This is a genomic window from Maribacter sp. 1_2014MBL_MicDiv, assembly GCF_001865655.1.
GTDB classification, from domain to species: Bacteria; Bacteroidota; Bacteroidia; order Flavobacteriales; family Flavobacteriaceae; genus Maribacter; species Maribacter dokdonensis.
In genome coordinates this window covers 874537-888976 of record NZ_CP011318.1, presented here as the reverse complement: position 1 = coordinate 888976, position 14440 = coordinate 874537, and the positions used below count along the sequence as shown (strand labels likewise).

The following is a 14440-nucleotide window of genomic DNA, read 5'->3' as shown; positions in this document are numbered from 1 at the left end:
TAGAAAAATTAACGGTTGACTCTCCTTATTATTCGTTCTTATACCGCATTTTCGTTTAATTGATGATTTTATCGGTTAAATGAAATGTGTGCTATAATAGGCTTAAAAAGAGCGTTTTATATTAGTATTCTAATGGGGGAAAGAAAAATAAGCACCTCATCTTTTTTAAGATGAGGTGCTGTAAATAATGTATTTTAATATTAGTTGGTACCTAGGTAAATGTAACCGTTGAACGGTTCTAGAATAGTACCTGTTTCAATATCGGTTGCTGTAATTATATAGTAATAAGTACCTGTTGGTAACATACCAGATTGACCGAAAGAACCATTAGGAGACTCACCGCCCCAATCATTTTGGTAGTCTTTGACCTCTGCAACTTTTGTACCCCAACGGTTAAAAATGATGACATCAAAACTAAAGGCACAGTACTCAACACCCGTAATTTCAAAATAATCATTAACTCCGTCACCATTTGCGGTAACCGCTTTAGAGATGATAATATCACCTCTACCACATGGTACACATTCCGTATCTACAATTACTGTAAAGTCAACATAATATTTACAAGTACCCTCTGTAGAACTATAGGCAATTTTATATTCACCTGGCTCATGATTCATAGGATCAAAAATGTTTTCTTCAAGAACAACATCACCTTCAAGAATCATGAATGTACCGTTACTGTCAAAATCTGCAGGTAGGTAATTCAATAAATCAATTGGCTCTTCTTCTATGCAAATATTAATTGTAATTTCCTGTAATTGAGGTTGTAATACAAAAATTATTTGCTCAAATAAAGCAGTGTTGCCACAAGAATCCGTTACGTTCCAAGACCTTATGATCATATAATCGTCAGAGTCATCAGCTTGTTGCGTTTCTTCATTGAAAACAACTTCAAAATTACCGCAACCACCTGTAAAGGTCAGTTCTGGTGCTTCTGGAATTTCGTCGCCACAGATAATAGTAATTTCTTCTTCATAAGGCTGGCTCATGATAGGACCAGTTGGCTCAATAGTAATTACTTGGGTATGTTCTGTTGAATTACCGGCACAATCGGTAGCGGTCCAAGTTCTAGTTACCGTATAACCAACTGCACAGTTTTCATAATTGGTAATAGATTCTTCAAAAACCACTTCAATGTTAGGGTCACAAGAATCTGTAGCTGTCAATATAGATGCATCTGGCACCATATTACATTCAACGGTCATATTTAACGGTAGCGCTTCATTGAAAGTTGGGGCTACTGTATCTTCAATAGTAATTACTTGTGTATGTGTACGAACATTACCTACGCAATCAGTAATAGTCCATGTTCTGGTAATAGTATATTCCGTTGCACACTCATCATCTTGACCTTCCACTAATTCATCATAATCCACGGTAATGGCACATGTACTATCAGAAGTTATTACAAATGCATCTGGGATCGTATCACAAGCTTCAATGGTCTCATCAGTTGGCCAGCCTTCATTACCATCATTATCTATGATGGTCACCGTAGCAATATTATCTGATAATATACCAACTATTGGGCTAGATATATTTTCAAGAATGACATTGAAAGTTTCTGGGTCTTCAATAATAATATCGTCAATAATAGGAATTACTATAGCTTGAGTATTATCGTTTGTGCCACCGAATGTCAATGTTTGTGTATTACGAGGTACACCTGTGTAATCGTTGGCATCCACTGCTGAACCATCTACCGTATAGAACTCAACAGTAAATTCATCTTGAACATCAGCATTAAGTACAACATTTAAGGTTACGGTACCTGCACCTTCGTTTACCTCAACCGAAGTAGTATCAAATTGTACACCGTATAAAGAAGGATCGGCATCGTTATCAATAATGTTTACCGTAGCCGTATCATTGGCAAGAATACCTACGATAGGCGAAGAAATATCTTCAAGGATTACCTGGAAGTTCTCCGTAAACTCGATTAAGGTGTCATCTATTATAGGAATAACAATAGTCTGAGTATTTGAATTTGTTCCACCAAATGTCAATGTCTGGGTATCTTGAGGAACACCTGTGTAATCGCTACCTTCTATGGTAGTCCCATCAACGGTATAATACTCAACCGTGAACTCGTCTTGAACATCTGCATTCAGTATGACATCAAGAGATACGGTACCTGCATCCTCGTTCACATCAATAGAAGTGATATCGAATTGTACTCCGTATAAAGAAGGATCGGCATCGTTATCAATAATGTTTACGGTAGCCGTATCATTGGCAAGAATACCTACGATAAGCGAAGAAATATCTTCAAGGATTACCTGGAAGTTCTCCGTAAACTCAATTAAGGTGTCATCTATAATAGGAATAACAATAGTCTGAGTATTTGAATTTGTTCCACCGAATGTCAATGTCTGGGTATCTTGAGGAACACCTGTGTAATCGCTACCTTCTATGGTAGTCCCATCAACGGTATAATATTCAACCGTGAACTCGTCTTGAACATCTGCATTTAGTATGACATCAAGAGATACGGTACCTGCATCCTCGTTCACATCAATAGAAGTGATATCGAATTGTACTCCGTATAAAGAAGGGTCGGCATCGTTATCAATTATGTTTACCGTTGCCGTATCATTGGCAAGAATACCTACGATAGGGGAGGAAATATCTTCAAGGATTACCTGGAAGTTCTCCGTAAACTCAATTAAGGTGTCATCTATAATAGGAATAACAATAGTCTGAGTATTTGAATTTGTTCCACCAAATGTCAATGTCTGGGTATCTTGAGGAACACCTGTATAATCGCTACCTTCTATGGTAGTCCCATCAACGGTATAATACTCTACCGTGAACTCGTCTTGAACATCTGCATTTAGTATGACATCAAGAGATACGGTACCTGCATCCTCGTTCACATCTATTGAAGTGATATCGAATCGTACTCCGTATAAAGTAGGATCGGCATCGTTATCAGTGATGTTGATAGTACCTTGATTGTCATTAATAGCAATTAATGTGGTCGATAGATCAGAAAGGTCAACAAATAAACTTTCCGTAAACTCAATTAGTGTGTCGTCAATAATACTTACGGTTATAGGGTGAACTTCACCATTTGTACCGCTAAAAGTCAACTGACCAGCATTGGCGGTATAATCTCCAGGTTCAACTGCGGAATCATTGTTAGTTGTGTAGTCTAAAGTAAATCCGTCTTGAACGTTACCTGTCAATAATACATTGATCGTAGCAGTACCTGCAGCTTCATCTACCGTAATATTGTCATTCTCAAATGAGATACCTGTAACACCTGGTATATTATCGTTATCGGTGATATTGATATTACCTTGGTGATCATTTATGGCGATTAGTGTAGTAGAAAGGTTAGACACGTCAATAAACAATCTTTCAGTTGCTTCAATTAAATTATCATCAATGATACTTACGGTAATTGGCTGTGTTTCTCCATCTGTACCGACAAAGGTCAACTGACCGGCAATAGCAGTATAATCTCCAGGTTCAACCGCTGAATCATTGTTGGTAGTATAGTCTAAAGTAAATCCGCCTTGTACATTACCCGTCAATAATACATTGATCGTAGCAGTACCTGCAGCTTCATCTACCGTAATGTCATCATTTTCAAATGAGATACCTGTAACGCCAGGTATATTGTCATTATCTGTGATATTGATATTACCTTGATTGTCGTTTATACCGATCAACGTAGTAGAAAGGTTAGATAAATTGACTAATAGCGTTTCAGTAGCTTCAATGAAATTATCATCAATAATAGTAACCGTTATAGGTTGTAATTCGCCATCTGTACCAACGAAAGTAAGTTGACCGGAATTACTAGTATAATCACCAGGTTCAATTGCGGAACCATCGGCAGTGGCATAGTCAATAGTAAATCCGCCAGGTACATTTCCTGTCAATTGAACATTGATCGTTGCAGTACCAGCAGCTTCGTCTACGGTAATATTGTCGTTTTCAAAATCGATACCAGTAGTGCCAGGTATGTTATCATTATCTGTAATACTGATATTACCTTGGTGATCATTTATGGTGATTAGTGTGGTAGAAAGGTTAGACAAGTCAATAAACAATCTTTCAGTTGCTTCAATTAAATTATCATCTATGATACTTACGGTAATTGACTGTGTTTCGCCATCTGTCCCAACAAACGTTAATTGACCGGCAGTTGAGATGTAATCACCAGGAGCTTCCGCGGTGTCGTCATTAGTGGTATAATCTACCGTAAATCCGTCTTGAACATTACCTGTTAACAATACATTTATAGTTGCGGTGCCAGCAGCTTCATCAACTATAATATTATCATTTTCAAATGAGATTCCGGTGCCGGGCACATGGTCATTATCTGTAATGTTAATATTACCTTGATTGTCATTGATTGCAATCAATGTGGTAGATAAGTTTGACAGATCTACAAATAACCTTTCCGTAGCTTCAATGATGTTGTCATCTATAATGCTTACCGTTACAGGATGGAATTCACCATCTGTACCTACAAAAGTTAATTGTCCTGCATTGGTAGTATAGTCACCTGGTTGTACGGCAGAATCATCGTTCGTAGTATAATCTAGGGTGAAACCACCTTGAACACTACCGGTAAGCAATACGTTGATCGTTGCAGTGCCAGCGGCTTCATCAACTGTGATATCGTCATTTTGGAAAGAGATACCCGTAGTTCCCGGTATATTATCATTATCGGTGATATTGATGTTACCTTGATTGTCATTAATAACAATAAGGGATGTCGATAAATTTGAAAGGTCAACAAATAGTCTCTCGGTAGCCTCTATGATATTGTCATCGATTATGGTCACCGTAACTGGCTGAATTTCTCCATCTGTACCGGTGAAAGTCAATTGACCGCTTATAGGAGTATAATCTCCTGGTTGTATAGCCGTATCGTTGTTGGTTGTATAATCTACCGTAAATCCGCCAGGAACATTACCTGTTAATTGCACATTTATGGTTGCCGTACCTGCAGCTTCATCAACGGTAATATCATCATTTTCAAATGCGATACCCGTAGTACCCGGTATATTATCGTTGTCGGTAATATTAATGTTTGCTTGATTGTCATTGATGGCAATCAAATTAGTTGATAGGTTAGATAGGTTAACAAATAATCTTTCTAACGTCTCAATGGCACTATCATCAATAATTGTAACGGTAATAGGCTGTAGCTCACCGTCAGTACCTACAAAGGTCAATTGACCTGAACTTGTAGTATAATCATCTGGTTGAACAGCAGAGTCGTCACCGGTGGTATAATCCAATGTAAAACCACCTTGTACGTTACCGGTTAAGAGTACATTTACGGTAACCGTACCAACAGCTTCATCAACGGTAATATCATCATTTTGAAATGAGATACCCGTGGTTCCAGGATTGTTGTCATTATCGGTAATATTGATATTCCCCTGGTTGTCATTGATAGCAATTAAGGTTGTAGATAGGTTAGATAGGTCTACGAACAGTCTTTCAGTAGCTTCAATGATGTTGTCATCTATGATGTTGACCGTTACAGGGTGAATTTCTCCGTTTGTACCGGTAAAAGTTAATTGACCAGAAGTTGAGGTATAATCACCAGGTTCAAAAGCAGAATCATTGTTGGTGGTATAGTCTACCGTAAATCCGCCTTGAACATTACCTGTCAATAGAACGTTAATAGTAGCTGTACCAGCATCTTCATCTACGGTAATATCGTCATTTTCAAATGAAATACCGGTAGTTCCAGGTATGTTGTCATTATCGGTAATATTTATATTCCCTTGACTGTCATTAATGGCAATTAAGGTTGTAGATAAGTTAGATAAGTCTACAAACAATCTTTCTGTAGTCTCAATAATATTGTCGTCAATAATAGCAACTGTAATTGGTTGTAGTTCACCGTTAGTACCGGCAAAGGTCAATTGACCTGAACTTGTAGTATAATCCCCTGGTTGAAAGGCAGAGTCATCATTAGTAGTATAATCTATAGTAAAACCGCCTTGAACATTACCTGTTAACAGTACATTTATTGTAGCTGTACCATCAGCTTCATTAACAGTGATATCGTCATTTTGGAATGAAATACCCGTACCGGCGCCACCATCATTATCGGTAATATTGATAACTCCCTGGTTGTCATTTATTGCAATTAATGAAGTTGAAAGGTTTGAAAGGTCTACAAATAAACTTTCAGTTACCTCTATAAGTGAGTCATCATTAATGGTAACGGATATGGACTGGGTTTCACCATCTGTACCGGTAAAGGTCAATTGCCCCGAGTTAGTAATATAATCACCAGGTTGGGTGGCCGTATTATCATTGGTTGTAAAGTCTAAGGTAAATCCGCCTTGAACATTACCTGTTAATAGAACATTAATGGTGGCAGTACCTGCAGCTTCATCTACGGTAATATTGTCGTTTTCAAATGAAATACCCGTAGTGCCCGGTATATTATCGTTGTCGTTAATAGTACCAATAGCAGAATTAGTTGGCTGTTGATCTAAGAACCCAACATTAATATTAGATTGAATATTGGATAATGTTATAGTGAAATCTTCCGACGGTTCAATTATGCTATCGTCTATGATCGGTACGTCTATATTAACTGAATTTGTAGTACTGTTGAATGAAATTGTACCTGTAGAAGACGTGTAATCACTTGGTTCAATAGCGGTATCGTTTCCTGTTGCATAATCAACGGTAACTGTTTCGCCAGGAGCAATGGTACCTGTAAAAGTAGCTGTGAATCTCGCAAAAGTGTTAGTGCCTTCTGTAACAATAACACTATCATTGGCAAAAGAAACACCTGTACTACCAGGTACATTATCATTATCGGTGATACTTACAATACCCTCATTATCATTAATGGTAGGTGTATTTGTACCATTTGTAAGTTGAACAAAGAACTGCTCGGTAGTTTCTATAATTGTATCATCATTAATTGTAATGGTAACCGATCTTGTTTCGTTATTGGTACCGGTAAAAGAAACGGTATTCGATGCAGAAACATAGTCTTCAGATTCAACCGCGGTATCATCTGCGGTAGTATAATTTACCGTGAATCCGCCAGAGACAGTACCGGTATGTGTAATTTCAAGAACAGCGGTACCTGCATCTTCATTAACGGTAACGTCGTTAATACTAAGACCTATAGGATCACCATTTTCACTAACGTAAATGTTTTGTGTATGGCTTGTGCTATTACCTGCACAATCGTTAGTTGTCCAAGTTCTAATAATCGTGTAATTTGTGCTTGTATTGTCACCGTCATAAGTTTCGTTGAATGTCACTGTAGAGTTAGAGTCACAATTGTCATTGGCAGAAAGTATAGGTGCCGTAGGTATATTGTCATGAGCAGCATAAGAATCTTGTGGTAAAGTTTCATTAAAAGTAGGCGCCTCATTATCTTCAATAGTGATAACCTGGGTAAAAGTTTCACTTACTCTACCACAAGCATCTGTAAATGTCCAAGTATTGGTATACGTACCTTCAGTAGGACAAGCTCCAGATTGTACAAAACTACCTGCTGTTTTATTCAAAGTAAAATCACAAGAAGCCGTTGCAGGTACCAAAGAATTGGCATTGTTAAGTGCTGCAATATTATCACAGGCAATAGTTCTGTCCAATGCATTAGGAGCCGTTGACCAATTTACCTGTGGGGGTTGTTGTACATCTATGATTGTTGGGGTATGTGTACCTATACCACAAGAATCTGTAGAAGATGAACTGTTGGTGGTAATAGGGTCACCACTAATTACTCCACTATACGTAGCCGTTGCCTGTAATTCAAAACTAGCAACACAGGCGGTTTCCAAAAAGTAACAAGCTTCTATAATTTCAATATCGAAATCAATATCATAATTATCACCCATATTGGTAGTACCATTTTGAGCCGTAAAGGTCAATGTTTTAGTAGACGGGTCATAAGAATGGGTAATTCCTGAAGGTAACGTTCCTACCCCGGAAAAATCTGCTTCAGCAGGAAGAACCGTGGTAATAACAAGATCTTGAATATCGTCATTACCAATATTGGTAACGTTTAAAGTCAAGGGTACAATATCACCAGCATTAAAAGGACCACTGGTATTTGTATTCAGACTTAAGGCCCCTAGACTTGGTTTGTAAACATCTACACTTAATCCCATTAAATATAGACCGTAAGACTCTTGATCTGTAGTAATTTTAAATCGGGCAAAAGTTTGATCGTTATCAATATATCTATTGGCCGTATTGGCTAATGGAAATACGGTAGCATCAAAACCTAAGGTATTGGTACTAGCGGCATTTCTGTCCACGTAATTCAGACCGTCAATGGTAATACGACTGTTAAAGAAGTTGTCTTCATCTCTTAACGTAGTCGATAATTTTGACCAGTTATTAGAAGTATCAAATATTAATAATTGGTCACCTGAAAGATCACGGTCACCTTCTAACGCACCTAACATTACATTGGCATTGATATTACCGTTAGGTATGGTTTCAAAGCCGCTAAAGTTAAATTCTGTTTCACCCGCACCATTAGATGCAAAGGTGTGCACATAACCATCATAAAGGGTAATGTTTTTTGGGTCTAATGATACGTTTTCATAAACGAATACAATTTGCCATCCACCAGAGGTTCCGGTCACATTTGCAATACCGTGAGATCGTAAATCCATTTCGGTAGCCTTTACGTTACCTACTTGATAGGTTCCAAAAGGAGTAGAAAGAGCATTGATGTCATCGGTAATATCCTTTATACATACATACGGGTCATTTTGAAAATGATCATCACGACCTCTATAAATTACCTCATCTGCAGAAACTGTTGTATATGAAGATTGGCCTGGTAGCATTAATTTAACCTGGTTGTAATTCCAAGAAGGTTCTGTAGCACCACCACCAGTAGTACCATCGTATTCTTTATCTGCGGCAGCCCAATATAGATAAGCTTTTTTAATATTTAAACAGCTCAACGAAGGCTCTGGGTTTGCTAAGTTCGCATTGGTAGAGTTGAACGTTGTTGGGTCTGAGTCTATATCTACAAAAACGTTGTTGTTGAAATCATGGTTACCATCTTCTCCATTGTAATTTCCTGTTGCATTTCTTGAAAGTACATTGTTGGCGATCATGGTAAAGTCTCCGTTGATACTTCCGGAATAGCGAATTTCAAAATCTTTTTTAAGGTTGGTGTCGTTTACAAATATGTTAACAACAGCTTCATCTTCAGATCCGTTAGAATCTACTATTTTATATCTAAAAGAATCGTTTCCGTTAAAAGAAGGACTAGGTTGGTATTCAAAATAATCATCTGTAGCGTCACCAGGTGTGCCATTGTCCCTAAGTGTAACCGTACCATTAATAGGGTTGTTTACCACTTGTAGAGGGTTTACGGCTGCAGGTCCGTCAAACCCATAATCATCATTATCAAGCACCGTAATATTTGCGGAAGCTTGGTTTTGGAATACAACAAAAGAATCATCTACTGCACTTGGTAAATGATTAATATCCCTAATAGTACCAATAGCTGTAGGGTTAGAAGCTGTAATTAAATTTGGGGAAATTGAGGTTATTGTCAATCTCAAGGTCTCATCACCTTCAATTATAGCATCTTGGATAATATCCACAGGAACTTGTAGTACTTCATCTGAAGTACCGGTAAAGTTAAGGGTACCTGTTGCCGAAGCGGTATAGTCACTACCATATGTGGTGGTATTGTCCGTAATTTCATAGGATGCTGTAAAACCTCCATTTATTGGTTTTCCGGTATACGTAACTTCAAAATTGGCGGTTACATTGAATTCGTCTACAGAAAAACCTGTAGCAGCCACTGTACCCGTATCATCATTGGTTATCGTACCAATTGCATCCGCATTGGATATACTGATTTTAGATGAAGATGGATTAGAAATCGTAATTCTCAAATCTTCATTGTTTTCAATGAAATCATCACCAACAACATTGATTTGAACTGAACGTACTTCGTTATTTACACCGGTAAAAGTTAAGGTTCCAGTTGTTTGTGGATCTGTGGTTAAAGTATAGTCAACACCAGAAGTTGTGCTAATATCGGTAATAGAATATGCCAGGGTAAACCCACCGTTTAATCTGTCTCCGGTATACGTAACATCAAAATTGATACCGTTGGTCTGTTCAACGATACTAAAACCAGCTACAGCAACAGAACCTCCGTCGTCATCAAGTATAACTCCTCTAGCTTGGTTGTTTAATAAGTTGATACCAACATTTGAACGTATGGCAACAAGATCAACAAAGAAATCCTCTTCGTTCTCAATGGTGTCATCGCTAATTATGGGCACAACTATATTTTGTGTTTTTGTTGTACTGGTAAAAGTTAAGGTTTGTATGGTAGCATGAGGAGTAAAATCTGTGGCATTTGCTGCACTACCGTTAGTTACAAAATAATCTACTTCAATAGTTTCGCCAGTGTCCAAATCACCAATGAATTCAACGACGAATGTCGCATTTACATTATCACCAGTATCCCCTTCTGTAACCGTAACCGTTAAATTCTGAAAATCAATTCCTTTAGTAGCGGTATTATCGTTATCGGAAATAGCGCCCGTACCTGTTGGATCTACGATGTTAATTAAAGTAGTGGACAGATTAGAAAGTTGAATGTTCAAATCTTCCGTAGCTTCTATGAATGCATCTTCCAGTATGGTAACTTCAATTGACTGTTGATCGTTATTAGATGTACCGGCTGGGAAAGTTAACTGTCCTGAAGCAAGTGTTGTGGTATAATCTTTTCCGTCTGAAGCAGTACCGTCCGTAATATTGTAATCTACGGTAAAGGAATCTTGTACGGTATTTCCGTTATAAGTGATGATGAAGTTAGTACTTCCTGCGGATTCGTTAACCGAAAAGTCAGATGCACTTAAACCTGTGGTTGCCGTTTTTAAATCATTATCGGTAATAGTACCAATAGCATTTGCATCTACTAAATTAATAAGGCTAGTAGATAAATTCGTTAATTGAAAATTGATGGTTTCATCAGATTCAATGATGGTATCGTCATTGATGTTGATACTCACATTTTGTGAATCACCGTCATTGGTCCCTGCCGGGAATGTCAACTGACCTGTTAATGTAGGGTTTCCACTAAAATCTGTACCAGCTATAGCTGAACCATCCGTTATAGCGTAATCTACAGTAAAAGAATTTTGCAGTTCACTACCATTATAAGTAACCACAAAACTAGCAGTGCCATCATTTTCATCTATATTGATGTCAGCAACCGTTAAACCTGTGGTAGGTGTTTTAGAATCATTATCTATAATGGTACCGATCGCATTTGGGTCCACTAGGTTGATAAGATTGGTAGAAGGATTTGATAGTTCAATATTTAAATTCTCGTCACCTTCAATGATGAGGTCATTAATTATGGTAACATTTACAAGTTGAGTTGCACCGTCCGTAGTGTTGTTTGGAAAAGAAACCTGACCTGTTAATGTAGCGGTATAATCATCTCCTTCTATAGCAGACCCATTGCTAATGGTATAATCTGCTGTAAAGCCAGTTTTAACGTTACCACCATTATAGGTAACTACAAAGTTTGCCGATGCAGTTGCCTCGTTGAAATCTACGTCTGCAATAGATAGTCCTGTCGTTGGGGTAGTATCATTATCTATGATTGTACCTGTAGCATCTGCCTTGATAATATTCAAAAGACTGTTTGAGATGTTTGATATTTGAATACTAAGACTTTCATCACCTTCAATTACGGTATCATCTGTAATTGCTACTAAAAGTGATTGGGTGTTACCATCAGAAGTACCGGCAGGAAAAGTAACCTGACCAGTAAGGTTTACATTATAATCTGAGCCATGAGTTGTACTAATATCTGTAATGGCATAGTCTACGGTAAAGGAATCTTGTACTGTAGGTCCGGTGTAGGTCAATATAAAATTAACGGTACCCACATTTTCATCAACGGAAAAATCAGCTATGGAAACACCTTCACCCGCAGCAGGGGCATTTATATTAGTAATGGTTCCCAACGCAGTATCGGTAATATCGCCTACATTGGTTGAGCCATTGGTCATGCCCAAGGTAAAAGTTTCATCACTTTCAATGATATTATCATCTATGGCCGGAATAAGGATATTTGTATTCAATGTATTACTAGGTACTGAAAAACCTGACAGGGCAGTATAGTCCGATGCTATTGTAGTAATATCTGTATACGTAAGGTCAAACGTCACTACTTCATTTACCGCATGAGATAAGCTAACGGAGAAATCCAGATCATTACCTTCTGCAACACTTGCGTCTGCAATGGTAACAACAGGTCTTATAAAAAGGTCTGCGGCATTAGAGTAGGTATAAGGAGTACATAGATTTTCACTATCATACGCGCTAAATCTATATTGATTTCCACTTTCAGAGCTTGTGATATTTGTCAAGGTCAATGTGGTAGTCGTGGAACCCGAATAAATACCGCTATCCGAAATAGGGTTCCAAGTGGTACCATTGTCCGTACTAACATCCCATTGATAGGTAAGTCCGGTTCCGTTAACACCTGTTGTATAGGTAATAGTGTCGCCAAGGTTGGCAACTCTATCGTTTGGCTGTAATGTTATACTAACGGTTTGGAACGCTGTGGTAACCTTACTATCCGTACCTGTATAGCCACCTTGTGCTAAAACACGCCCTGTAGAAGGGTCTACTGTACCGTTGCTTACGGTTAGAGGACCGTTACCTAAATAACCATCGCCGTCAGGATCTGTATGTCCAGCCTCTACAGCATCGGGACAACCGTCATTGTCAGAATCATTATCTAAGCTGTCAATAATGGAGTCGCCATCGGCATCACCGTTACCTTCGTTAATATCCGTAATACCGTCATTATCATCATCTTCATCCACTAAGTCATTTACGCCATCAAAATCAGTATCCAAGTCATCATCTGTAATTGTAATTTCACCTTCACCGGTTACAAAAACTATGTTTTGGGGAACATAGTTGGTCATGGTGTTGGCATCCGGGGAATAAGAAGGTATTACCGTGAAATATTCTGTGGATTCAATTACGGTATCATCGTTAATTTTAAAATTTCTATTAAAACTTTGATTATTAGACCCATTAAAATTAAGAAAGCCGGTAGTTTCATCATAATCAGAAGGTTGTGTTGCCGTATTATCTGATGTAGCATAGTCAATTCTGAAATTATCTTGAACTTCGCCATTTAATGTAAAACTAATTCTGGCATTACCAACAGATTCTAATTCTGTAGTATTACTTAAATTTATGGTAGCGGTATCATTATCATGAATGCGAAGTGCAGAGCGTTCTGTATTTATGCTAACCCTTGAAGGACTAGAGCCATATTTGGTAGTCTCCGCTGCATTTCTAGATTTTACACCGTTGAACTCTTCAGAAGGTTCTACTATAGCGTTGTCTATGGTTGGTATGGGTATAATTATTTCAGAACCTGCAATAGAACCTGCAGGAAAAGTAGCCGTAGTGGTAAATGCGTTGAAATCACTACCATCACTAGCAGGACTCGTTGAACTTGCATTGGCCTCTACAGAAAAATCAACAGTATAATCATCTTCAATACCTACGTATTGTTGACCGCTGGTATTAGTGCCGTTTGATAATCGAAGAACATATTGTATTTCTCCACCTTCCGTGATATCATAGTTTCCACCGGTTACATAGGCTACATCAGTATCTATAATAGTACCGGTACCCGTATCATCTGAAAAAGAGTATGAGCCAGAGGGATCACTTAGCGTAAGTGTAAATTCTTGCTGGGTTGTTTCTACCCAATCATCGTTTAAAGCGGCAACGGTAAAAGTTGAGGTGGTACCAAAAAAACCTAGGGTTACTGAATTTGGACCGGAATAATCTAAAGGAAGTGCAGTATCTGCTACGTCACCATATGTAATATCAAATGTTCGGTTACCTATTATAAAGCTACTGGAAGTAACCGTAAAGGTCATGTTAGACCCCTCATTTGCACTTGCGTCTGAAACCGAAAAAGTTTGTGCCAAGCCATCTATTGATCCTATAAAGAACCACATGACAAATAAGAAAAATGTCGGTTTTATGAAAGTTGATCTTTCCATTATAAATTTTTATTATTTGTTAGAAGAATATCGTGCTTGAACACGTAAAAATTTTTAGCCATGTTTTGAGTGTTGGAGCTGCCGTTGGTCAACGGAATGTCCATCCCTAGAAAAGAATTATGGTTTACCTTATAAACAGCATTATCCGCCATTGATTTGGACAGATTGTTGACCCTTGAAAAAGATGTAAAGAGATGTTGTATTCCATATATTGGAAATACAGTTTTTTCAAAACAGCATTTGGGGGAGATCATGTTAGAAGTGTAAATAGACTTCATATTAATGGTTAAGTTTAATTCTTTATAGTTTACTTAACCAACATCAAAATAGATTACGAAGAATCGCAATCAATTGCTAAATAGAAGGTTAAGTTTTTTGTTAGAACAGAT

The 14440-nt window shown here is 37.8% G+C and carries 2 protein-coding genes; both read right to left on the bottom strand.

What is annotated here, in order from left to right:
• Window positions 1-200 precede the first annotated feature (200 nt).
• A complete protein-coding gene (locus tag YQ22_RS19040) occupies window positions 201-14051 on the bottom strand; it encodes a Calx-beta domain-containing protein (RefSeq protein ID WP_071340097.1) in 13851 nt (4616 codons plus the stop codon).
• Entirely contained in the window at window positions 14051-14329 is a 279-nt protein-coding gene (locus tag YQ22_RS19035) for a hypothetical protein (protein WP_156894527.1), read from the bottom strand. The genes YQ22_RS19040 and YQ22_RS19035 overlap by 1 nt, the downstream gene beginning before the upstream one ends.
• Window positions 14330-14440 lie beyond the last annotated feature (111 nt).

Excerpts from the sequence above, each read along its gene's own strand:
- YQ22_RS19040 (WP_071340097.1), bottom strand. The coding sequence starts at position 14,051 with ATGGAAAGATCAACTTTCATAAAACCGACATTTTTCTTATTTGTCATG.
- YQ22_RS19035 (WP_156894527.1), bottom strand. The coding sequence starts at position 14,329 with ATGAAGTCTATTTACACTTCTAACATGATCTCCCCCAAATGCTGTTTT.